This window comes from Angustibacter sp. Root456, assembly GCF_001426435.1.
GTDB lineage: Bacteria > Actinomycetota > Actinomycetes > Actinomycetales > Angustibacteraceae > Angustibacter.
In genome coordinates, this window is sequence record NZ_LMER01000019.1 from 36,357 (window position 1) to 57,311 (window position 20,955).

The 20,955-nt window shown below is 72.8% G+C and carries 21 protein-coding genes and 2 pseudogenes; 16 read left to right on the plus strand and 7 right to left on the minus strand.

Annotated features, from left to right (window positions below; all coding sequences use genetic code 11):
• The first annotated feature begins 40 nt into the window (after positions 1–40).
• The 5 genes from ASD06_RS13580 (at position 41) to ASD06_RS13600 (ending at position 4,323) form a co-directional block, all read left to right on the plus strand.
• Positions 41–1,249 carry a HAMP domain-containing sensor histidine kinase gene (locus ASD06_RS13580; protein ID WP_056678708.1) on the plus strand — a complete coding sequence of 403 codons (1,209 nt, stop codon included), beginning with the start codon at positions 41–43 and terminating at the stop codon, positions 1,247–1,249.
• Between the two features lie 108 nt (positions 1,250–1,357).
• A complete protein-coding gene (locus ASD06_RS13585) occupies positions 1,358–1,846 on the plus strand; it encodes a DUF2231 domain-containing protein (protein ID WP_056678709.1) in 489 nt (162 codons plus the stop codon).
• Between the two features lie 87 nt (positions 1,847–1,933).
• Entirely contained in the window at positions 1,934–3,034 is a 1,101-nt protein-coding gene (locus ASD06_RS13590; protein WP_056678712.1) for an FtsX-like permease family protein, read from the plus strand.
• Between the two features lie 9 nt (positions 3,035–3,043).
• Positions 3,044–3,724 (plus strand): ABC transporter ATP-binding protein, encoded by a 681-nt coding sequence (locus tag ASD06_RS13595; RefSeq protein ID WP_056678715.1) that lies wholly within the window; start codon positions 3,044–3,046, stop codon positions 3,722–3,724.
• Between the two features lie 8 nt (positions 3,725–3,732).
• Entirely contained in the window at positions 3,733–4,323 is a 591-nt protein-coding gene (locus ASD06_RS13600; RefSeq protein ID WP_056678718.1) for a TetR/AcrR family transcriptional regulator, read from the plus strand.
• Between the two features lie 18 nt (positions 4,324–4,341).
• Here the strand turns inward: ASD06_RS13600 and ASD06_RS13605 are convergent, their stop codons facing one another.
• Genes ASD06_RS13605 through ASD06_RS13615 form a run of 3 tightly spaced genes read right to left on the minus strand, consistent with a single transcriptional unit; the run spans position 4,342 to position 6,850 of the window.
• A complete protein-coding gene (locus ASD06_RS13605) occupies positions 4,342–5,148 on the minus strand; it encodes a sulfite exporter TauE/SafE family protein (protein WP_056678721.1) in 807 nt (268 codons plus the stop codon).
• A complete protein-coding gene (locus ASD06_RS13610) occupies positions 5,145–6,497 on the minus strand; it encodes an MBL fold metallo-hydrolase (RefSeq protein WP_056678724.1) in 1,353 nt (450 codons plus the stop codon). The genes ASD06_RS13605 and ASD06_RS13610 overlap by 4 nt, the downstream gene beginning before the upstream one ends.
• Positions 6,498–6,526: 29 nt before the next feature.
• Positions 6,527–6,850, minus strand: a complete 324-nt coding sequence (locus ASD06_RS13615) for a rhodanese-like domain-containing protein (RefSeq protein ID WP_056679292.1) — start codon at positions 6,848–6,850, stop codon at positions 6,527–6,529.
• Positions 6,851–7,034: 184 nt separating this feature from the next.
• On the opposite strand from ASD06_RS13615, the gene trxA reads away from it, so the two are divergent.
• The 3 genes from trxA to ASD06_RS13630 are packed head-to-tail and all read left to right on the plus strand — an operon-like array spanning position 7,035 to position 8,088.
• Positions 7,035–7,406 (plus strand): thioredoxin, encoded by a 372-nt coding sequence (gene trxA / locus ASD06_RS13620; protein ID WP_056678728.1) that lies wholly within the window; start codon positions 7,035–7,037, stop codon positions 7,404–7,406.
• Positions 7,407–7,415: 9 nt separating this feature from the next.
• On the plus strand, positions 7,416–7,805 hold the full coding sequence (locus ASD06_RS13625) for a DUF302 domain-containing protein (protein WP_056678730.1): 390 nt from the start codon (positions 7,416–7,418) through the stop codon (positions 7,803–7,805).
• Between the two features lie 16 nt (positions 7,806–7,821).
• Complete coding sequence (locus ASD06_RS13630; protein ID WP_056678733.1) at positions 7,822–8,088, plus strand: metal-sensitive transcriptional regulator; 267 nt, start codon at positions 7,822–7,824, stop codon at positions 8,086–8,088.
• 3 nt (positions 8,089–8,091) lie between these two features.
• Here ASD06_RS13630 and ASD06_RS13635 read toward each other — a convergent pair whose 3' ends face one another.
• Together ASD06_RS13635 and ASD06_RS13640 are read right to left on the minus strand one after the other, a co-directional pair.
• A complete protein-coding gene (locus tag ASD06_RS13635) occupies positions 8,092–8,280 on the minus strand; it encodes a hypothetical protein (protein ID WP_056678736.1) in 189 nt (62 codons plus the stop codon).
• A gap of 105 nt (positions 8,281–8,385) precedes the next feature.
• Entirely contained in the window at positions 8,386–9,483 is a 1,098-nt protein-coding gene (locus ASD06_RS13640; RefSeq protein WP_200942210.1) for an iron-containing redox enzyme family protein, read from the minus strand.
• Between the two features lie 98 nt (positions 9,484–9,581).
• Here ASD06_RS13640 and ASD06_RS13645 point away from each other — a divergent pair, with 98 nt between their 5' ends.
• The 6 genes and pseudogenes from ASD06_RS13645 to ASD06_RS13670 all read left to right on the plus strand — a co-directional run bounded on the left by ASD06_RS13645 (position 9,582) and on the right by ASD06_RS13670 (position 13,276).
• Positions 9,582–9,803 carry a CDGSH iron-sulfur domain-containing protein gene (locus ASD06_RS13645; protein ID WP_200942211.1) on the plus strand — a complete coding sequence of 74 codons (222 nt, stop codon included), beginning with the start codon at positions 9,582–9,584 and terminating at the stop codon, positions 9,801–9,803.
• Between the two features lie 123 nt (positions 9,804–9,926).
• Positions 9,927–10,829: a universal stress protein gene (locus tag ASD06_RS13650; protein ID WP_056678739.1), complete on the plus strand. Its 903-nt coding sequence runs from the start codon at positions 9,927–9,929 to the stop codon at positions 10,827–10,829.
• A 10-nt stretch (positions 10,830–10,839) separates the two neighbouring features.
• Positions 10,840–12,095 (plus strand): annotated as a pseudogene (locus ASD06_RS20025) (NAD(P)/FAD-dependent oxidoreductase).
• Entirely contained in the window at positions 12,086–12,400 is a 315-nt protein-coding gene (locus ASD06_RS20030) for a TusE/DsrC/DsvC family sulfur relay protein (RefSeq protein WP_056678742.1), read from the plus strand. The pseudogene ASD06_RS20025 and the gene ASD06_RS20030 overlap by 10 nt, the downstream one beginning before the upstream one ends.
• 98 nt (positions 12,401–12,498) lie before the next feature.
• Positions 12,499–12,939, plus strand: a pseudogene (locus ASD06_RS20035) (DsrE/DsrF/DrsH-like family protein); the annotation flags it as partial.
• Positions 12,940–13,048: 109 nt separating this feature from the next.
• A complete protein-coding gene (locus tag ASD06_RS13670) occupies positions 13,049–13,276 on the plus strand; it encodes a GNAT family N-acetyltransferase (RefSeq protein ID WP_056678748.1) in 228 nt (75 codons plus the stop codon).
• A gap of 12 nt (positions 13,277–13,288) precedes the next feature.
• On the opposite strand, the gene ASD06_RS13675 is transcribed toward ASD06_RS13670, so the two are convergent.
• Complete coding sequence (locus tag ASD06_RS13675; RefSeq protein ID WP_056678751.1) at positions 13,289–15,742, minus strand: cation-translocating P-type ATPase; 2,454 nt, start codon at positions 15,740–15,742, stop codon at positions 13,289–13,291.
• 5 nt (positions 15,743–15,747) lie between these two features.
• Positions 15,748–17,124, minus strand: coding sequence for an MBL fold metallo-hydrolase RNA specificity domain-containing protein (locus ASD06_RS13680; RefSeq protein WP_056678755.1), 1,377 nt, complete (start codon positions 17,122–17,124; stop codon positions 15,748–15,750).
• 133 nt (positions 17,125–17,257) lie between these two features.
• Here ASD06_RS13680 and ASD06_RS13685 point away from each other — a divergent pair, with 133 nt between their 5' ends.
• Both ASD06_RS13685 and ASD06_RS13690 read left to right on the plus strand, forming a co-directional pair.
• Positions 17,258–18,160, plus strand: a complete 903-nt coding sequence (locus ASD06_RS13685; protein ID WP_056678758.1) for a universal stress protein — start codon at positions 17,258–17,260, stop codon at positions 18,158–18,160.
• Between the two features lie 59 nt (positions 18,161–18,219).
• Positions 18,220–20,922, plus strand: coding sequence for a bifunctional GNAT family N-acetyltransferase/acetate--CoA ligase family protein (locus ASD06_RS13690; protein WP_056678761.1), 2,703 nt, complete (start codon positions 18,220–18,222; stop codon positions 20,920–20,922).
• Positions 20,923–20,955 lie beyond the last annotated feature (33 nt).

Genomic DNA, 20,955 nt, shown 5'->3' on the forward strand with positions numbered 1-20,955 from the left:
GAGGGACGCAGCATGAGGGACGCCGCATGAGGGACGCCGCATGAGGGACGCCACCGCCGCCGATCGCCAGCTCATGCGGCGCGCCAGCGCCAGCGTCGCGATCCAGGCCGCTCTCGCCGTCGCCCTCGTCGTCCTCGCCATGACCGCGGTGGTGCTGGTGGTCGACGAGCAGCAGCAGCACCGGCAGGCCGACTCCACGACGCGCAGCGCCTGGGCCCGCGCTGACGACGTCAGCGACCCGCCGGTCGGCATCTGGCTGGTGCTGCGCACCGAAGGTGGGCGCACCCTCGTGACGGACGGCGCACCCGAGGCGGTGCGGGAGGTCGACCCCGCGAAGCAACCCGACGGAGCCTCCCGCCTCACCGTTGGCGGCCAGGAGCTCGCGCTGTGGACCGGTGACCGCAGGTTCGGCCGGCTGAGCGCCGTCTACGACCTGTCGCCACGCGAGTCCGAACGCAACCGGCTGCTGGTGAGCCTCGGCGTCGCTGCGCTGCTGGGGATCGCCGGAGCTGCCGGGGTGGGCGCGCTCATCGGACGACGCGCCGTGCGTCCCATGGGTGAGGCGCTCGGGCTGCAGCGGCGGTTCGTCGCCGATGCCAGCCACGAGCTGCGCACTCCCCTCACCGTGCTGCACACGCGTGCCCAGCTGCTGCGGCGGCGGCTCGTCGGGCAGACCGCCGACCCGGCGACCCGCGACGAGCTCGACCGGCTGGTGCGCGATGCGCAGGGCCTCGGTGAGGTGGTCACCGACCTGCTTCTGGCCGCCGAGCTCGAGCACGCTCCTCAGCGCGGCGAGCCCGTCGACGTCAGCGCGGTGGCGCGCGAGGTCGTCGCGAGCCTCAGCGTGCTGGCCGACGAGCGGGAGGTCGCGTTGACGACCTCGGGCACGGACGGCGCGCCGCACGTCGTGGGTATCGAGGCCGCACTGCGGCGCGCCCTCACCGCGCTGGTCGACAACGCGTTGGCGCACACGGGTTCTGGCGGTCACGTCCAGGTGCGGGTCAGTACGGCGGACGACCACGTGCTGGTCGCCGTCGCCGACGACGGCGAGGGCATCGACCCGGCTCAGGCCCGCGACCTCGCGCGGCGCTTCGCGCGGGGCACCTCCCGCGACGGCGGCCGTCGCTTCGGCCTCGGTCTGGCCCTCGTCGACGAGGTGGCGCGCGTGCACGGCGGCCAGCTCGACGTCGACGGCGCGCCCGGGCACGGGGCGACCTTCACGTTGCGGCTTCCGGCCTCGGACAACTGATGCGGTATGTCACGCTTTGGTGCGGTTCTGAGACTCTTCTGAGAATCTCTCGGAACGATCGCGGTCCGGTCCTCGCGCCGTTCGCACCCACCTTCATCTAGGAGCGTCATGTTCGACACGATCTTCGGCCTCCCCGTGCACCCGCTCATCGTGCACGCGACCGTCGTGTTCGTCCCGGCCGCTGCGGTAGCCGTGGCGCTGGCCGCGTTCTGGCCGCGCTTCCGGCGGCACGGAGCCATCGCGGCGTTGGCGCTGTCGGTCGTCGCGCTGGTGCTGGTGCCGCTGTCGACGCAGTCGGGTGAGTCGCTCGAGCACCGCGTGGGCGAGTCCGCGCTGGTCGAGCGGCACGCCGAGCTGGCCGACGGCCTGCTGCCGTTCGTGATCGTGCTCGTCGTGGCCGCCGCCGCCATCTGGTGGCTGCAGCGCCGAGGGGCCCAGGTGCGCGTCCCGCTGACGGCTGCGGTGGCCGTGCTCGCGGTGATCGGTGTCGTCGGCACGTCGGTGCAGATCGTGCGCATCGGCCACAGCGGGGCCAAGGCCGCGTGGAGCGGCGTCGCCAACACCCCGCCGTCTGGTGGCGAGGGCGACGGCGACTGAGCCACTTCGGGGGCTGGTTTCCCCTAGATAACGACAGGGTGTCATCATGTTTGGTGACAACCTGTCGATACCTGGAGGAGACGCCCCGTGTACGTCGCACTGAGAGACCTGAAGGTCGCTCGCGGCCGCTTCGTCCTGGTCGGGCTCGTGATCGCGCTCGTCGCCCTGATGACGACGCTGCTGTCCGGGCTCGCCAACGGCCTGGTCGACGCCGGCATCTCCGGCCTGCGCCGGCTGCCGATGACGCACCTGGCGTTCCAGCACGGCGCCCAGAGCACCTTCAGCCGGTCGACCCTCACACCGGGTGACCTCGCGACCTGGCGTGGCGTCCCCGGCGTCGAGGCGTCGCCGATGGGGGTGTCGTTCATCAACGCCAAGCGCCCCGGCGGCTCGACCGTCGACATCGCGCTCATCGGCGTTCCAGCGGGCAGCTTCCTCGCGCCCCGACGCGACGCCGAACGCGCCCTGGCCGGCGACCCCGGCCTCGTGCTCAGCCACGCGTTCGAGGACGACGGCGTGAACGTCGGCGACGAGCTCACCATCGTCGGGGTCGACCGGCCGCTGCCCGTCCTCGGCTTCACCTACACCGGCTCGTACGGGCACGTCGACATCGGCTTCACCAGCCTGTCGACGTGGCAGAGCCTGCTCTACGGAGACAACGCGAAGGGCCGATTCTCAGCGATCGCGCTGCGTGCGGACGATCCGGCTGCTCTGGACTCGGCCCAGGCTCAGGCCGCCACGAGTGAGGGCATGGAGGTCGTCACCAAGCAGCAGGCCTACGCCGGGTCGCCGGGCTACACCGGCGAGACCCAGACCATGACGATGATCCGCTGGTTCCTGCTCGTGATCTCCGCCCTGGTCGTCGGTGCGTTCTTCATCGTCTGGACGATGCAGCGCTCCCGACAGATCGCCGTCCTCAAGGCGCTGGGCGCCTCACGCGGCTACGTGGCGCGCGACGCGGTGGGTCAGCTCGGCGTCGTCCTGGTCGGCGCCGCAGCGGTCGGCGGCCTCGTGGCCTTCGGCCTGGGCACGCTGGTGGAGCGCACGGCCGTGCCGTTCCAGCTCGACGCCGGGCCGGCCCTGACTGCGCTCGGGCTGCTCGTCCTGTTCGGCCTCGCAGGCTGTCTCGCGGGTGTGCGCCGCGTGACGTCCGTCGACCCCTCCGGCGCGCTGCGCGCCTCGGACTGAGAGGAACCCATGAGCTTCCAGCTGCGTGACGTGACCGTCACCGTGCCTGACGGCACGACCCCGCGCACCCTGCTCGACCACGTCGACTTCGCCGTCGACGCCGGCGAGGTCGTCGCGCTCACCGGCGCTTCGGGCTCCGGCAAGTCGACGCTGCTCGCGGTGGCGGGGCTGCTGCGCCGCATCGACTCCGGTGGGGTGCTGCTGGCCGGAGCCGACGCCGGTTCCTTGCGCGAACGCGCCCGCACCCGGCTGCGTGGTGATCGGATCGGCATCGTCTACCAGGCGCCGAACCTGCTGCCCTCGCTCACGGCACGCGAGCAGGTCGAGGTCGTGGCGCACATCGCCGGACGCCTCGACGCCGCGGCCCGTCGGCGCGCCGAGGAGCTGCTCGAGCAGGTCGGCCTGGCCGATCGACGCGATGCTCGCCCTGCCGAGCTCTCCGGTGGTGAACGCCAGCGCGTCGGCATCGCCCGAGCCCTCATGAACGAGCCCGCGGTGCTGCTCGCCGACGAACCCACCGCGTCACTCGACCCCGACCGCGGTGCGGCGGTGATGGACCTGCTGGTCGCGCAGGCGCGGCGGCTCGGCGCGGCTACCCTCGTGGTGACCCACGACGTCGACCAGGCCGCGGGGGCCGACCGCCAGGTGCACCTGGAGCACGGGAGGGTCGCACCCGTCATCAGGAGCTGACCGAGCGCATGCCCCGCATCACCGGCGCCACCATCGCCGAGCACGTCGCCGCCCAGGAGGCCGCAGTCGTCGACGCGGCGAAGCGGCTGTTCGCCGAGCGCGGCGTGGCGGCGGTGTCCCTCGGTGACATCGCCGCCGAGGTGGGGCTCGGGCGCACCTCGCTCTACCGCTACTTCCCGACCAAGGCGCACATCCTGCAGCGCTGGTTCGACCTCGAGATGCTGCCGCTCGTCGAGGCCTCGCGCGCGGTGGTCGAGGGCCACGGCACACCGGCGCACCGACTCACCGCGTGGATCGACGTCCAGCTGGACTTCCTCACCGAGGAGTCGCACGCCATGCTCACCGAGGCCAGTGCCGGGCTGGAGCCGCTGCCGGACGAGGTGCGCGAGCACTTCGCGCAGCGGCACAGGGAGCTCTACGGAACGCTCACCGAGATCCTGCGCTCGGGTGGTGCCCGCCGGGCCGACGTCCAGCGGGCGCGCGCGCAGCTGATCGCCGGGCTGCTGCGGTCGGCCGCGCAGCTCGCCCCCGGTGGCGTGCCTCAGGCGACGCTGCGCCGCGAGCTCCACCGGTCGGCCCTCGCCGTCGCGGGGCTCTGACCCGTCGACCTCTCGGGATCACACGAGCTGCGGCACGCTGCGGACGGCCGTGTAGACGGCCACCAGCACGAGCAGCACCGTGAACGCCCGGGTCAGCGTCACCGGACGCACCCGCGTCGCGACCCGGCCGCCGACCAGGCTCCCCACGATGGCCGCGCCCGTGAAGGTCGCGAGCAGCCTCCAGTCGAGCTCGACGCCTGCACCGAGCCGGGCCACGAGCGCCGAAGCGCTGTTCACCGTGATCACGAGCAGCGACGTGCCGACCGCCACCGGCATCGAGAAGCCCAGCGACAGCACGAGGGCCGGGACGACGGCGAACCCGCCGCCCACCCCGAAGAACCCCGTGAGCAGGCCGACCGCCGTCGCGGTGACGACGACCTTCAGCGCCTGCGGGCAGTGGCAGACGAACGGGTGGAACGACACGACCGTCGCCTCACCGGGGTCGTCGCCGCCGTCACCGCGCCCACCGCGCATGCTGCGGCGGAACATGATCGCGGCGACCACGAGCATGAGCCCCGCGAAGGCCGCAAGCAGCACTTCGGGCGCCACGGCGGCTGACAGGCGCGACCCGGCCCATGCGCCCGCGATGCCGAGGACGCCGAAGGCCAGGCCGTGCGCCACCCGCACCCGTCCGGCCCGCGCGTGGGCGAACATGCCGAACAGCGAGGTGATGCCGACGATCAGCAACGAGCCCGTGGTGGCGCTGCGGGGGTCCTGGTCGAGCAGGTACACCAGGGCGGGGACGGTGAGGATCGAGCCGCCCCCGCCCAGGGCACCGAGGCTCAGCCCGATGGCCAGCCCGAGCGGGATCGCCAGCCAGATCATGAGGTGATCGGCAGGCCGACCTGGGCGGCGCTCTCGTCGAAGGAGTCGTCGACGGCGACCACGGTGTGGCCCTGGGCCGCGAGGATCGACGCGACGACCGACGCGCGGTAGCCACCGGCGCAGTGGATCCACACCTCGCCACGCGGCACCTCGTCGAGGCTCTCCAGCACCTCGTGGATCGGGACGTTGACGGCGCCCTCGATGTGGCCGTCCTTGAACTCCTGACGGCGACGGACGTCGAGCACCGCCACGTCACGGTGGTGCCGCACCTGAGCCAGGTCGGCGAACGTGGCGCGGGGGAACGACCCCAGCTCCTCGTCCGTCCAGTCCTGCGGGCGGCCCGTGGCTGCGCTCGGGCCGTCGATGCCGATGCGCGCCAGCTCGCGCTGCGCCTCTGCCACCTGCTCCTCGGACTCACCGAGCAGCGTCACCGGCGTCCCCCACGGCATGAGCCAGCCGAGGTAGGTGGAGAACTGCCCGTCGAGGCCGAAGTTGAACGTGCCCTTGGCGTGGCCGGCGGCGAACGCCGTGCGCGTGCGCAGGTCGACGAGCCACTCGCCCTGCTCGAGGCTCGCGCGCAGCGCCTGCTTGTCGGCCCGGCGCGGCGCGCCGAGGTCGGGGGCGCTGGGGCCGGCGGCGTTGGCCGGGCTCATGTGCGCGTAGTACGCGGGCCAGTCGTCGAGCGCGGCGAGCAGGTCGGCGACCCACTGCTCCTCGTCCTGCGTCAACGCCGGGTTCGACCGCTTCTCCTGGCCGATGGTCGACGTCGTCGCCTCGCTCTGCGTGGAGGAGCAGAAGCTGCCGAAGCCGTGTGTGGGAAGCACCTGGGCGTCGTCCGGCAGCTCGGACGCGAGGCGGTGGGCCGAGGCGTACTGGTGATGCACCAGGGCCTGGGTGTGGTCGGGGCCGAGCAGGTCGGGCCGCCCGGTGGAGCCGAACAGCAGCGACCCGCCGGTGAACACCCCGAGGTGCTCGCCATCGGCCTCGAGGGCGTACGACAGGTGGGTGAAGGTGTGGCCGGGGGTGGCGATGACGGCGACGCGCATCGACGGGCCGACCTCGACGACGTCACCGTCGCTGACCGGCGTCCGGTCGAACGCGACCTCGTCGGCGGCGTTCACGTGGTACGCCGCCCCCGTGGCTTCGGCGAGGGCCAGGCCCCCGGTGACGTAGTCGTTGTGCAGGTGCGTCTCGAAGACGTGCGTGATGCGGACGCCGGTGGCGCGCGCGAGGTCGAGCACGCGGTCGATGTCGCGCTGCGGGTCGATGACCAGGGCGACCTCACCGTCGTGGGCGAGGTAGCTGCGATCGCCGAGGCTCGGCGTCTCGAGGGGGACGATGGTGACCATGGGGTGAGACCTCTCGGGCGGTGAGCGGATCAGGCGGCGTTGGCGCGCGGGCCGGTGACGATCGGGTATCCGGCGGAGGCCCACGCGTGGGTGCCTCCAGCGACGGACGTCGCCTGGACGCCGGCGCGCTGCAGGAAGTCGGTCATCGCCAGGCTGCGGTTGCCGCGCGCGCAGATGACGTAGACGGGGCGGTCCTGGGGCAGGTCCGCCACCTTGCCGGGCAGCCGGCCCATGGGGACGAGCTCTGCTCCGGGGACGTGTCCACTGACGTACTCCATGGGCTCGCGCACGTCGATGACGTACGCGCCGTCGCGGTGAGCCGCGACGAACGACTCCAGGGTGACCTCTCGCATGCGTGCTGACTCCATCCCTTCGGTTCCGCTGAAACTATACCCAGGGGGGTATCAGTCGTCGCAACGAGGGTGCCGTCGAGTTGATTCCCGCGGGGCGCCGACGCCCGGGGGAATGCCTGCGGCGCTGTCGCGTTGTAGTGACCGTATACCCCTGCCGGTATGCTCTACACCAGGAGGAGAACCCATGACCACCCGAGCCCTCACGGCCACGGACTTCGAGCAGACCCTGCGCGACAACGACATCGTGCTCGTCGACTTCTGGGCGTCCTGGTGCGGCCCGTGCCGCATGTTCGCGCCGGTCTTCGAGAAGGCGTCCGAGGTGCACACCGACATCGTCTTCGGCAAGGTCGACACCGAGGCCGAGCAGAGCCTGGCCGCGGCCGCCCAGATCACCTCGATCCCGACGCTGATGGCCTTCCGCGACGGCATCCTGGTCTTCAGCCAGCCGGGCGCACTGCCCGCCCCGGCGCTCGACGACCTGATCGGCCAGCTCCGCGCCCTCGACATGGACGCCGTCCGGTCCCAGCTCGCCGAGCAGACCGCCACCACCCACTGAGGAGACCCCATGGGCTACGCACTCAGCACGACCGTCGAGCGCGGCTTCGACGACACGCTCACCGCCACCCGGGAGGCGTTGGCGGAGCAAGGTTTCGGCGTCCTCACCGAGATCGACCTCAAGGCCACGCTGAAAGCCAAGCTGGACGTCGACGTCGCCCCGCAGGTGATCCTCGGGGCGTGTCGTCCGCCGCTGGCGCACGCGGCCCTGCAGGCCGAGCCCTCGGTGGGGTTGCTGCTCCCGTGCAACGTCGTCGTACGCTCGGTCGACGACTCGACCACGATCGTCGAGGCCCTCGACCCCCAGGTCATGGTGGGGCTCACCGACAACACCGCACTCACCGACGTCGCGGACGAGGCCGGTCGCCGTCTCGCCGCGGCGCTCGACTCACTGGCCTGACACGAAGGAGCTCGCCATGGTGGCGCTCAACCCCGACGACATGGGTGCGGTCATGAACCGGCTGCGCCGCGCTCAAGGCCAGATCGGCGGTGTCATCCGCATGATCGAAGAAGGCCGCGAGTGCCAGGACGTCGTCACGCAGCTGGCTGCGGTCAACCGCGCGCTCGACCGCGCCGGCTTCGCGATCGTGTCGACGGGGCTGAAGCAGTGCCTCAGCGAGCCCGGCGGCGCCGAGTCGGCGGACGTCAAGGCGATGGAGAAGCTCTTCCTGACGCTGGCCTGACGCTCAGGCCGGACGCAGCAGGCGCGCCGCGAGCCGGACGTCCCCGCAGTGGATGCAGACGACGACGTGACCTGACGGGTGGTTCACCACGCGCAGGGCGTGTGCGGTGCCGCACGTCAGGCACGTGCGGCGGGCGGCGCGCCGGCGCGCGTCACGCCGCGCGCGGCTGAGGGGCGTCGTCCCGGCTGTCATGCGGACAGCCTCGCCGCGCCGCCGCGCGCGCACCCGGGCCCAAGGTCCCCCGGCCGGGGGAAGGGCGGCCGGGGGAAGGGCGGCCGGGGGCTGGGCTGGCGGGGGTCAGGCGGTGGCGACCCGGCGCCGTGCGCCACCCGTGGTGGAGCGCAGGGCGCTGCGCCCGCTCTTCCACGCGGCGACCATGGCGTCGCTCACGAGGGTGTCGAGCGCCAGCGCCACGCGAGCACCGAGCAGCACGTCGCCCGCGAGCGTCGGCTCGTCGCGCACCAGGCCGCCTGCGAGGTCGTGGGCCGCGATCTGCTCGTGCACGGCGTCGGCCTCGACGTGCTCGTCGAAGTACGCGATCGCCTCGTCCGGGGCGTCGAGGCGCCGCAGTCCCTGCGCATAGCGCTTGTTGGGCAGGGTCGACGTCATCTCGAACGCCGCGAGATGGCCGACGACGGCGCCGCGCAGCCGGCGGGTGAGCCCGAACAGCGACATCGCGTTGACCACGGCCAGGCTCGTCGCGGGCACCAGGTCGACGTAGGCGCCGTAGGAGTCGTCGAGTCCGAGGGCCCGCATCGACTGGGCGAACAGGGCCGCGTGCACCCACTCCGGCCGCCCGCCGCCGTACTCGTCGGTCTGGATCTCGACCATGGCGGCCTTCACGGCACCCGCGAGGCGCGGGATCGCCCAGGTGTGCGGGTCGGCCTCCTTGAGGTGGTAGACCGACCGCACCACGAGCAGCTCGCGGAACTGCTCGAGCTCGGCGCGGCGCGCCAGGTACGACGCGAGGCCGGGTTTGCGCGCCGGCTCGGTGAGCTCGTGCAGCGTGGCCACGACGTCGGCGGCCGAGGTGCCGGCGTCGTCGTCCACCAGCGCCCGCAGCGCGGCCTCGAGGGCCTGCTCGAGGCACAGGCGCACCGCCAGTAGCCCGGTGTGCCACTCCCAGCGGTCGTCGACGCCGTGCAGACCGCGGTAGTGCAGCTCGTAGAGCATGGTGAGGGCCAGCTGGACGTCGTCGTCGCCCACCAGCGCCTCAGGCCCGTGGGCCGCCGCCTCGTGGATCGCGGACTTGGCGAGGGTGGCGAGCAGCGGGAGCTCGTCAGGCGTGGACGCGTGGTCACCGAGCAGGACGGCGCTCAACGCGTCGGTGAGCGGTCCGCGTGCGCTCGGCACCGGCATGCGGGAGCCGTCGGTGGCGTGGGTGAACGACAGCATGGTCCCCTTCTTCCCCGGATCGGTACTGCTCATGCTCACCTAGCGCGGCCCGAACCGCTCGCTGAGCGCCGATCGTCGAGCGGCTGCACCATGGACCGGTGAGTACCGCGCAGCCGCCCACCCACCGCGCCCGGGTCGTGGAGATCCCCGACGGTCCGCTCGTGCTGCGCGACGCCGTGGCGATCCTGGGGGACGACGGAACCGAGGTGCCGATGCGGCGCGCCACCGTCGCGCTGTGCCGGTGCGGCAAGTCCGGGATCGCGCCGTGGTGCGACGGCACGCACCGGTTGCTGCAGCGCGTGCGCCGCGCCGACGACTGAGGCGCCCGAGAGCGGCCGCACCGGAGGACCAACGGCCCTTCCCGCTGCAGTGCGCCCCAGCGAGGGTTGAGCTGGCAGCCGGTACCACCTGGCACCGGCGCCCAGCCTGCTGAGGAGGCCGCCATGACCGTCCGCGACACCCCCACGCCCCGCGGTGCGGTGGTCGTCGGCGTCGACGGCTCGCCGTCGTCCGAGCTCGCGATCGACTGGGGCGCCGACGAGGCGGCCCGCCGCAAGCGGCCGCTGCACCTCGTGCACGTCTTCGTGCAGGACTACCCGACGATGACGGTCGGCGTCCTACCGGCGCTCGACGACCTGCGTGGCATGGCGCAGGCGGTGATCAACGACGCCGTCGCGCGCGCCAACCGGCTGGGTCCCGACCTCAGCGTCACCGCGGCCGTGCACACCGGTTCGGCCGCCAAGTTCCTTATCGACGCCTCGACGCGCGCTGACACCGTCGTGGTCGGCACCGCCGGCCGGCGTGGCGTGGCCCGGGCGCTGCTCGGGTCGACGGCGGGGCAAGTCGCCGCGCACAGCCAGTGCCCCGTGGTCGTCGTGCGACAGGCGCCACCCAGGGCGGTGTCGACTGAGCGCCGCGTCATCGTCGGCGTCGACGGCGCGGGCACGTGCCACGACGCGGTCGGCTACGCGTTCGCCCAGGCCTCGTCGCGCGGCGCGACGCTCACGGTCGTGCACGGCTGGTGGCTCGAGTACGCCGGCGACGTGTTCGCCGTCCCGTACACCGGTGGCGAGCACGAAGAGCTCGAGATGAGCCAGCGGGCGCTGGTGTCGGAGGTCATCGCCGGGTGGGGCGAGAAGTACCCCGATGTCGAGGTGCGACAGCAGATCGTGCGCGCCGAACCCGTCGAGCTGCTGACCAAGGACTCCGCCGGCGCCGACCTGCTCGTCGTCGGCTCGCGTGGCCGCGGTGGGTTCTCCGGCCTGCTGCTCGGCTCGGTGAGCCGGCACGTCCTGCAGCTCGCCGACTGCCCGGTGGCCGTCGTCCGCACCCGAGAGAGCGAGTAAGGAGCCTGTGATGAAGCGACTCGTGGTGCTGGGCGCCGGCACCGCCGGGACGATGGTGGCCAACAAGCTGCGCCACCGGCTCGACCCCGCTGAGTGGTCGATCACCGTGGTCGACCGCGACGACGTCCACCCGTACCAGCCGGGCTACCTGTTCCTGCCCTTCGGCGGATACCGGCCCGAGCAGCTCACCAAGCCGCGCAGCCGGTTCCTCGCTCGAGGCGTCGACTTCGTCGTGGGCGAGGTCGACCGCGTGCAGGCCGACGACGACGTCGTGACCCTCATGGACGGGCGCTCGCTGCCCTACGACTACCTCGTCATCGCCAGCGGCACGACGCCTCGCCCCGACCAGACACCGGGCATGCTGAGCGACGAGTGGCGCAAGAGCGTCTTCGACTTCTACACGCTGGACGGCGCGATCGCGCTCGGCCCGGTGCTGCAACGGTTCGACCACGGCCGGCTCGTCGTGCACGTCACCGAGATGCCGATCAAGTGCCCGGTCGCGCCGCTGGAGTTCACGTTCCTCGCCGACGCGTTCCTGCGCGAGCGTGGCGTGCGCGACCGCGTGTCGATCACGTACGTCACGCCGTTGCCCGGCGCCTTCACCCAGCCGATAGCCGCCGAGCACCTGCAGTCGATGCTCGACGAGCGAGGCATCGACGTCGAAGCCGACTTCGTCGTCGAGAGCATCGACCCCGTGGCCAAGACCCTCTTGTCGTACGACGAGCGCGAGGTGCCGTTCGACCTGCTGGTGACCGTGCCGCTCAACATGGGCGCGGAGTTCGTCGAGCGGTCGGGGCTTGGCGACGAGCTCAACTACGTGCCGGTCGACAAGAAGACGTTGCGCTCCAACGCCCACAGCAACGTCTTCGCCATCGGGGACGCGTCTGACATCCCGGCGTCGAAGGCCGGTTCGGTGGCGCACTTCTCGGTGGAGGTGTTCGTCGAGAACTTCCTCGACGAGATCGCCGGGCGGCCCATGGCCAAGGCGTTCGACGGTCATGCGAACTGCTTCGTCGAGAGCGGGCACGGCAAGGGCCTGCTCATCGACTTCAACTACGACACCGAGCCGCTGCCGGGCCGCTTCCCGCTCCCGGTGGTGGGGCCGCTCAGCCTGCGAAGGAGACGCGGGCCAACCACCTCGGCAAGCTCGCGTTCCGGTGGGTCTACTGGAACCTGCTGCTGCCCGGCCGCCCGATCCCGTTGCCGACCGCCATGTCGATGGCCGGCAAGGAGCAACCGCACAAGGAGGCCCAGCCATGCCCGTGACCACGCTCGACGGCCGCAGCATCACCGTCGACGACGAGGGCTTCATGACCGAGTACGGCGAGTGGGACGAGACGCTGAGCGAGGCGCTGGCCGCCCAGATCGGCCTGCAGCTCACCGACGAGCACCGGCAGGTGATCCGCTTCTTGCGCCAGGACTTCGCCGAGAAGGGCGAGACCGCCACGCTGCGCCGCATCTCGACCGTGGGCGGCTTCCCGACCAAGCGCCTGTTCGAGCTGTTCCCGAAGAAGCCGGCGAAGAAGCTCGCCTACGTGTCCGGCCTGCCCAAGCCGCACGGCTGCGTCTGAGAGCGAGGAGCGTCATGACCACCACCGACACGGCCGTCCCGCAGGCGGCCCCGCTCGTGCCGTCGTTCGACGAGGAGGGCACTGGTCGCAAGCTCGCGATCATCTGCTCCAAGGGCAGCCTCGACATGGCCTACCCCGGCCTCATCCTGGCGAACGCCGCACTCGGCGAAGGCGTCGAGACGCACCTGTTCTTCACCTTCTGGGGCTTCGACATGATCAACCGCAAGACGATGGGGCACCTGCAGTTCACGATGCTGGGCAACCCGGCCACGCACATGCCGCAGGGTCTCGGAGGCCTGCCTGGCATGACCGCGCTGGCCACCTCGCGGATGCGCAAGCAGATCGAGGAGGTCGGCGTGCCCGACGTCCCAGACTTCCTGCAGCAGATCGTCGACTCCGGCGGTCACCTGTGGGCGTGCCGGATGTCGGCGGACATGATGAAGCTCGACGAGGATGACCTGTACGACGGCGTCGAGGCGATCATCAGCGCGGCCGACTTCATCGAGAAGACCGACGGCGCCCAGCTGCTGTTCATCTGAGGCGAAGACCGCCAGGGGGCCGGCGTTGCCACGCGCGCCCGCTGGGCGGCAGGCCGAAGAGCCAGGTGGCAACCGACAGGCCAAACGCGACCACGTCACGCGCGGCAGTGTGCACCAGACCCTCGTCTACGACGGCGACGACTGCGTGGGCTGGTGTCAGTACGGGTCGCCGGCGGAGCTGCCGAACATCAAGAACCGCAAGGTCTACGACAAGGAGCTCGCGTCCCTGCCGGACTGGCGCATCGGCTGCGTCTTCACGGGTAGCCGCCACCGTGGCCACGGTGTCGCCCGAGCCGCGGTCACCGCCACGCTCGAGGCCATCCGGGCGGCCGGGTGATGCGCCGAGAGGTCAGCTGACCCGCATGAGCCGGGTGAGCAGCCACGCGGCGACCCCGGCCGCGGCCGACGCGAGGTAGCCCGCCCCACCGATCGAGGTCGTGTCCATGAGCTCCTGCAACGGTGGGAGCTCGACGGCGGCCACGAGCAGCAGCTCCGACGTCGCCACCGACACCGGCAGCAAGGGGTTGGCCCGGGGCCGGTGCGCGCGGGCGCGGACTCCGAGCGCAACGCCCAGCATCGCCGTCCCGAGTGCGACCAGCAGGGTCGACTGCGCGACGGACGCCGGCACCGCCCACGCTGCCGCACCCCCGACCCCGGCGACCACCAGCATGAGCACGGCGATGCGCCACCACAGCCCACCGCCCAGCACTCCCTCACGCGGACTGCGAGGCGGACGTGTCATCGACCCGACTTCGACCGGCTCCGAGCCGAGCGCGGTACCGGTGAGCGAGTGGGTGAGCAGGTTGATCCACAGGATCTGCGCGGGCAGCAGCGGCAACGGCATCCCCGCGAACGGGCCGACCAGCATGACGACGATCTCGGCCATGCCACCGGACAGCCCGTAGAGCAGGAAGCGGCGGATGTTGGCGTAGACGCGGCGGCCCTCCTCCACCGCGGCGACGACGGTGGCGAGCTCGTCGTCGGCGATGACGAGGTCGGCGGCCTGGCGGGCGACTTCGGTGCCGCGCTGTCCCATCGCGACGCCGATGTCGGCGCGCCGCAGGGCTGGCCCGTCGTTGACGCCGTCGCCGGTCATGGCGACCACGTGGCCCTCGTCCTGCCAGATGCGGATGGCCGAGAGCTTGTCAGCGGGCGTGGCGCGGGCGATCACGTCGACGTCCAGGCCATCGCCACGGTCGAGCGGCTGCGTACTGAGATCCAGCTGCCGCAAGGGCTCTGGCGCGAGGCCGACCTGCCGGGCGATCGACGTCGCGGTGAGCGCGTGGTCGCCCGTGACCAGCACGACGCGAATACCGGCGGTGCGGCACGACTCCAGGGTCGCGTGCGCGGAGGCGCGCGGCGGGTCCTGCAGGGCCACCAGGCCGAGCAGCCGCAGCGGTCGGCCACCGGCCCTCAGGTCGTCGGCGAGCTGACCGTCCGAGCGGCCCGCCCGCGATTCGCGCCGCTCCGCCAGCGCCAGCACCCGCAGCCCCGAGGCGGAGAGGGAGTGACTGCGCCGCAACGCCTCCTCGAGCGCGGACCCGTCGTCGAGCAGGCCAGTGGAGGCGAGCGACTCCGGTGCCCCCTTGCACACCAGCAGCAGCTCGCCGTCCGGCGTCGAGTGCACGGTGGTCATGCGCTTGCGCACGCTGTCGAAGGGGACCTCGGCGACGCGAGGGAAGCGGGTGAGGTCGTCGCTGCCCAGGTGCGCGTCAGCACGAGCCGCGACGAGCAGCGCCACCTCGGTGGGGTCGCCGGCGTGCCCGCCGTCGCGGCCAACATCGAGGGTGGCGTCGTTGCACAGCGCGGCCGCGCGACGCAGGTGCCACGGGTCGACGCCGGGGGCCGGCCACCAGTCGACCACTGACATGCTGGCGTTGGTCAGCGTGCCGGTCTTGTCGGTGGCGAGCAGGGTCACCGAACCCAGCGTCTCGACCGCCGCCAGGTTGCGCACCAGCGCGTGCCGGCGGGCCATGCGCCGCGCGGCGAGCGACAGGCTGATCGTGACCACGGCCGGCAGCGACTCCGGCACCGCGGCCACGGCGAGGCTGACGGCGGCCAGCACCATCAGCTCGAGGTCCTGGCCACGCACCCAGCCGATCCCCAGCACCACCGCGCACAGCACGATCGTGGCCGCGGCGATGAGGGCCGACAGCCGCGCCATCCGCCGCTGCAACGGGGTGACGACGCGCGGCCCCTCCAGCATGGCGGCGATCTGCCCGAGCGAGCTGCTGCGGCCGGTGGCGTCGACGTGCAGCGTGCCGCGGCCGTGGACGACGGCGGTGCCCGCGAGCAGTCGCGAGGTGTCAGCGGTCGCCGCCAGCTCGCCGACCGCGACCTTGTCGATCGCGACGGACTCGCCGGTGAGGGTCGACTCGTCGACCCGCAGCGAGACGGCCTCGAGCACGGCGCCGTCGGCGGGCACGAGGTCACCTTCGCCGAGCAGCACCAGGTCTCCCGGCACGATGTCGCGCACCAGCACGACCCGCTCGGTGCCGTCGCGCACCACCCGGCACTCCGGTGCACCGAGGTTCGACAGCGCCTCCAGGGCCCGGTCGGCTCCCACCTCCTGGCGCACCGAGACCACGGTGTTGACGACCAGCACCAGGCCGATCACCGCAGCGTCGGCGAGGTCGCGCGTGACGACCGTCAGCACCGCCGCGCCGAGCAGCACCAGCACGAGCGGGTCCTTGGCCGATCGCAGCACGCGCAGCAGCAACCGAGGCGGGGCGGCGACCGGCAGCGCGTTCGGGCCGACGTCCTCGAGCGCTCGGGCCGCCTCGGTGGAGGTGAGGCCGACCATGGTGCTCAACCGATGCGCACCTTCTCTCCCACCTCGGGAACGACCACGCACCAACCGGTCTCGGCCTGGACGCGTCGGGCGAGGCCGCGCGAGGCCTCGGGCTCCCCGTGCACCACGTACACCGTCTCGGGTGCGCTCGGTAGCCGCTGCAGCCACGTCACCAGCTCGCCGGCGTCGGCGTGCACCGAGAACTCCTCGTCCATCACCACCTCGGCGCGCACCGGCACGTAGCGCCCGTGCATCTTCAGCTGGCGCGCGCCGTCCTGCAGGGCCCGGCCACGCGTGCCCACGGCCTGGTACCCGGTGAGCACCACCGTGTTCCGGCGGTCGGGCAGCAGGTAGCGCAGGTGGTGGACGACGCGGCCGCCCGTGGCCATACCGCTCGCCGACACGATGATGCACGGGTGGCGTGGCTGGTTGAGCCGCATCGACTCCTCGACGCTGCGGGCCGCCTGAACGCCCGGCAGGTCGAAGAAGTCGTCGCCGACGTCCGGCCGCAGCTCGGGGCGCAGGTCGGGGCGGCGGTACGCCGCCAGGGAGGCCAGCGCCATCGGGCTGTCGACGTAGACCGGCACGGCGGGGATGGCGCCCACGCGCATCAGCCGGGCCAGCTCGTGCAGCACCAGCTCGGTGCGGTCGATCGCGAAGGCCGGCACCACGACGGACCCACCGCGCTGGAGGGTGCGCCGAACGGCGTCCGCGAGCACCTCGTGCCGCTCGCCGCGAGGTGCCGAGTGGGTGCGGTCGCCGTACGTCGACTCCACCACCACCGTCGTCGCGGCGGGCGGGTCGTCGCGGGGCAGCAGCACCGGGTGCGTGGGCCGGCCGAGGTCACCGCTGAAGAGCAGGCGGGAGTCACCGACGTCCAGCAGGATGCTGCTCGAGCCGAGGATGTGGCCCGCGCGCGACAGCGTGAAGCCGACGTCGGCGCCCAGGGCGCCGCGCTCGCCGTACGGGTGCGGCCGAAAGAGCGCGATCGCCCGCTCAGCGTCGGCCGCGTCGTACAGCGGCAGGGGTGGGTCGTGCCGGCTCCAGCCCTGCTCGCGCGCCGCCTGCGCGTCCTCCTCCTGCAGGTGCGCGCTGTCGCGCAGCACGATCTCGGCGAGAGCAGCGGTACCGGCGCTGCACGAGATCGGGCCGCTGAAGCCCTGGCGCACCAACGCCGGGAGGTAGCCGGAGTGGTCGAGGTGCGCGTGCGTCAGCACGACGTGGTCGATGGTCTCGGCAGGTGGCACGAAGGGCTCCCAGTTGCGCCGCCGCCACTGGCGTTCGCCCTGGTAGAGGCCGCAGTCGACGAGGTAGCGCCCGTCGCCGTGACGCAGGAGGAAGCGGCTCCCCGTGACCGTGCCCGTTCCGCCGAGGAAGGTCAACGTGCCGGCCATGTCCCCTCCTAGGGCGTCCTTGCGGCTCACCTCATGCTCGCATCGGGCGCCAAGGTCAGTGGGGGACCAACGGCCCTGTCTCGTACCCACTGGCGCCGAGATGGTGATCCCAGGGACGACGGGAGGAGCCACCATGTCCAGTCCAGACGCCGCCCACCTGGCGACGCACCGACCGTTCGTGGTGGTCGGGTACGACGGGTCGCCCGCCGCGCGGGCCGCGGTGCAGTGGGCGGCGCGCGAGGCCGCCGAGCTGCGCGGCGAGCTGCGGATCGTCGTCGCCTGGCTGCCCGATGTCGGCAGCTGGCACCACGACCCCGAGACCGTCGGGCGAGACGCGGCCGAGGCGACGGCGGACGAGGCGCAGCAGCTGGCTGCTCCGATCGTGCGTGGCCGCGCCGTGGTGGTGACGATCGTGCACCAGGGCGCCGCAGCCGACACGGTGACCCACGCTGCCCACGGGGCCGAGCTGCTGGTGCTGGGCACGCGCGGCCACATCGGCCCGGTGGGCACGCTGCTCGGCAGCGTGAGCCGGCGGTGCGTGCGCCTCGCCACCGAGCCGGTGGTGCTGCTGGGTCCCGAGGCCGTCCCGCAACCCGAGCAGCGCGTGGTGCTCACCTGCCACAGCGGCGCGGCGGCGGCGTCCGCTCTCACGTGGGCCACCCGGCGAGCCAGGCGCACGGCGCGCGAGCTGCACGTGCTCGACACGTGGTCGGTGGGTGCGATGGCCGGCGACCTGCTCGCCACCGAGGTCGAGGACGCCGCCCACGACGACGCCGCGAAGCGGCACGGCGCGACGATGGCCGCCGTGCGCGCAGCGGTGCGCGGCGTCGCCACGGTCACGGGGGTTCTCGTCGAGGGCCGGGCCGCGCACGTGGAGTTCGAACGCACGCTGCCCGGTGACCTGCTCGTCGTCCCGCTCGACGACACCGACCACCGCCCGTCGCTGCGCTACTCGCGGTGCCCGGTGGTGCTCGTGCCGGTGTCGACCGCCATGACGACGCGCCACCGCCGCCAGGCGGCGGTCGAAGCCGTGTGAGGCGGCCGCACGTGGCCAGGACGCGCCCGAGGAACGGGCCTGAGACCGACGTCCCGACGATGAGCCCCGGTCACCCGGCCGCGGTGGCTGCGTGGCCCGAGCGCTACGAGACGCTCTCGGCCGACGGCGTGCCGTTCGAGATCTCCAGCGTGTCTACGGTGACTCGCGACGAGCTGACGGACCTGTTCGCTCGTGCGTCGGATCGCTCGCTGTACCAACGGTTCCTCGGGGCCGGCCACCCGGCCGTCGATGCCTACGTCGAGCAGCTCCTCGACCCGGCGCGAGGGCTGGACGCCGTGGTCGCGAGGCTGCACGGCGAGCTCGTCGCGGTGGCGTCCAGCCACGTGCTCACCGAGGGCGAGGCCGAGATCGGAATGCTCGTGGCCGACGAGCACCAGCACCGGGGCATCGGCACGCTGCTGCTCGAGGACCTCGTCGCCCGGGCCAGGGCCCGCGGGCTCGCCGGTGTGACCGCCTTCGTGCTGAGCGCCAACGACCAGATGGTGCAGGTGCTGCGCGACAGCGGCCTCGTTCGCGAGGCCCTCACGGACGCCGACACGGTCACGTTCCGTATCCCGCTGCAGGAGAACGGGCCCGGCGCCGCCGAGGCCGGCCGCCGTGCCGTCACCAGCAGCGTGAAGTCGCTGGCGCGGTTGCTCGCCCCCCAGTCAGTGGTGGTGGTCGGTGCGGGGCGTCGCCGCAACGGCGTCGGCCACCAGGTGGTGGCCCACCTGCGTCGGGCGCGGTTCACCGGCCCCCTCTACGTCGTGAACCGCTCGGGACACGCGGTGCACTCGGTGCCGGCGTACCGGTCGGTGGCCGACCTGCCGCGCTCGATCGACCTCGGTGTCGTCGCGGTGCCGGCGCCCGAGGTGGAGGCGGTGGTGCGAGACCTGCTGGCGCTCGGCGTCGGCGCGCTGCTGGTGCTGAGTGCCGGGTTCGGCCACGCGACCGAGCAGGGGTCACCCCACGACGAGGACCGGCTGCGCGAGCTGTGCCGCGAGGCCGGTGTGCGGCTGCTCGGGCCCAACTGCATCGGCCTGGTCAACACCGACCGGTCGGTGCGGCTCGACGCCTCGTTCCTCCCCAAGGCGCCGCGGCCGGGCCGGGTCGCCGTCGTCGCGCAGTCGGGCGCGGTGGCCGCCGGTCTGGTCGAGATGCTCGATCGGCGGGGCCTCGGCGTCTCGGTGCTCGCGACGCTCGGCGACGCACCCGACGTCGGGCCGGCGGAGCTGCTCGCCTACGCGACCGAGGACGCCGAGACGAGTGTCGTGGCCCTGCACCTCGAGGGCCTCGCCGACCCGTCCGCACTGGCTCGCGTGGCGCAGGAGGCCACGACCCGCAAGCCGGTGCTGCTGCTCAAGCCCGGACGCTCGGTGGCGGCGCGGGTGGCCGCGCGGAGCCACACCGGCGCCGCTGCCGTGGACGACGCGGCGGTCGACGCCTTGTGCCGGCGGACCGGGATCACCCGGGTCGCATCGCTCGAGGAGCTCGCCGACATCGCCACCCTGCACGCCACCCAAAGCACTCCGCGGGGCCTGCGCGTTGCGGTGGTGGGGAACTCCGGCGGACCCGGCGTGCTCGCCCTCGACGCGTTGTCGGAGAGCGGGCTGGTGGCGGCGGAGCTCACGCAGCACACGCTGATGCGGCTCGACATGCTGCTCGCGCCGGGGGCGTCGTCCGGGCAGCTGGTCGACATGACCGCCTCGGCCGGTGCCGACGTCCTCGAGCAGGCCATGGCGACGGTGATGGACGACCCCGGCGTGGACGCGCTGCTGCTCGCGCTGACGCCTCTGCAGCAGCTACCGACCGCGTTGATCCGCTCCGTGGTCGACCGGACGTCGGCGTCGCACCCGGACGTCACGACGGTGCTGTGCATCACCGGCGAGGGCGGGCGCGAGGGCGGGCGGGTTCCGTGGTTCGACGACCCGGCGCGCGCCGTCCGATCACTTGCCGGGCAGGCGAGATGGGGTTCGTGGGTGCGCCAGCAGGCGCAGGCGCGACCACTGGCCGACCCGGTGCCACGCGCGGACGCCGCGACGGCGCGCGAGGTGGTGCGCGGGGCGCTGCTGCGCCGTCCCGAGGGCTGCTGGCTGGAGCCGCGCGAGGTGCGTGACCTGCTGCGCGCCTACCACGTCGACCTCGTACCCACGGTGGAGGCCGACTCGCCCGAGAACGCCGCCGACGCCAGCGCGACGCTGCGCGCACCGCTGGCGCTCAAGGCTTTTGGCGAGTCGCTGGTGCACAAGACGGCACGCGGCGCCGTCGCGCTCGACCTGCGCAGCGCCCACGACGTGCGTGATGCCGCGCACGAGATGGTCGAGCGGCTGGGTGACGAGGTGCGCGGGTTCGTCGTCCAGCCGATGGTGTTCGGGCGGCGCGAGGTGATCATCGGGGGCACCCGCAAGCCGGGCTGGGGGCCGCTCGTGATGGTGGGCCGCGGCGGCGTCGACACCGATGTCGACCCTGACCGGGCGTGGGCCCTGGCGCCGGCGCCGATGGTCGAGGTGGAGGCGATGGTGCGCTCGCTGCGCTGCTCCGACGGGATCGTGGGCAGCGCGGCGTCGGTCGGCTCGGCCCGGCTGTACGAGCTGGTGAGCCGGGTGTCGGAGCTCGTGACCGACCTTTTCGACGTGGCCGAGCTGGACCTCAACCCCGTGCTCGTCGGTTCCGGGCCGCCGCTGGTGGTCGACGCCCGCGTGCGCGTGGCACCTCCGGCAGAAGTGCCCTGGGGGCCGGTGGTGCGCCACCTCCCCACCTGACCTCCCCGCGCCCCACCGTGCGGTTCGGATCCG

Bases quoted from the DNA above. Each gene is read 5' to 3' on its own strand.
- ASD06_RS13630 (WP_056678733.1), top strand. From the start codon at position 7,822: ATGGTGGCGCTCAACCCCGACGACATGGGTGCGGTCATGAACCGGCTG.
- ASD06_RS13650 (WP_056678739.1), top strand. From the start codon at position 9,927: ATGACCGTCCGCGACACCCCCACGCCCCGCGGTGCGGTGGTCGTCGGC.
- ASD06_RS13580 (WP_056678708.1), top strand. From the start codon at position 41: ATGAGGGACGCCACCGCCGCCGATCGCCAGCTCATGCGGCGCGCCAGC.
- ASD06_RS13600 (WP_056678718.1), top strand. From the start codon at position 3,733: ATGCCCCGCATCACCGGCGCCACCATCGCCGAGCACGTCGCCGCCCAG.
- ASD06_RS13615 (WP_056679292.1), bottom strand. From the start codon at position 6,850: ATGCGAGAGGTCACCCTGGAGTCGTTCGTCGCGGCTCACCGCGACGGC.
- ASD06_RS20030 (WP_056678742.1), top strand. From the start codon at position 12,086: ATGCCCGTGACCACGCTCGACGGCCGCAGCATCACCGTCGACGACGAG.
- ASD06_RS13675 (WP_056678751.1), bottom strand. From the start codon at position 15,742: ATGGTCGGCCTCACCTCCACCGAGGCGGCCCGAGCGCTCGAGGACGTC.
- ASD06_RS13640 (WP_200942210.1), bottom strand. From the start codon at position 9,483: ATGCTGTCGTTCACCCACGCCACCGACGGCTCCCGCATGCCGGTGCCG.
- ASD06_RS13680 (WP_056678755.1), bottom strand. From the start codon at position 17,124: ATGGCCGGCACGTTGACCTTCCTCGGCGGAACGGGCACGGTCACGGGG.
- ASD06_RS13610 (WP_056678724.1), bottom strand. From the start codon at position 6,497: ATGGTCACCATCGTCCCCCTCGAGACGCCGAGCCTCGGCGATCGCAGC.
- ASD06_RS13595 (WP_056678715.1), top strand. From the start codon at position 3,044: ATGAGCTTCCAGCTGCGTGACGTGACCGTCACCGTGCCTGACGGCACG.
- ASD06_RS13605 (WP_056678721.1), bottom strand. From the start codon at position 5,148: ATGATCTGGCTGGCGATCCCGCTCGGGCTGGCCATCGGGCTGAGCCTC.
- ASD06_RS13625 (WP_056678730.1), top strand. From the start codon at position 7,416: ATGGGCTACGCACTCAGCACGACCGTCGAGCGCGGCTTCGACGACACG.
- ASD06_RS13585 (WP_056678709.1), top strand. From the start codon at position 1,358: ATGTTCGACACGATCTTCGGCCTCCCCGTGCACCCGCTCATCGTGCAC.
- ASD06_RS13690 (WP_056678761.1), top strand. From the start codon at position 18,220: ATGAGCCCCGGTCACCCGGCCGCGGTGGCTGCGTGGCCCGAGCGCTAC.
- trxA (WP_056678728.1), top strand. From the start codon at position 7,035: ATGACCACCCGAGCCCTCACGGCCACGGACTTCGAGCAGACCCTGCGC.
- ASD06_RS13685 (WP_056678758.1), top strand. From the start codon at position 17,258: ATGTCCAGTCCAGACGCCGCCCACCTGGCGACGCACCGACCGTTCGTG.
- ASD06_RS13635 (WP_056678736.1), bottom strand. From the start codon at position 8,280: ATGACAGCCGGGACGACGCCCCTCAGCCGCGCGCGGCGTGACGCGCGC.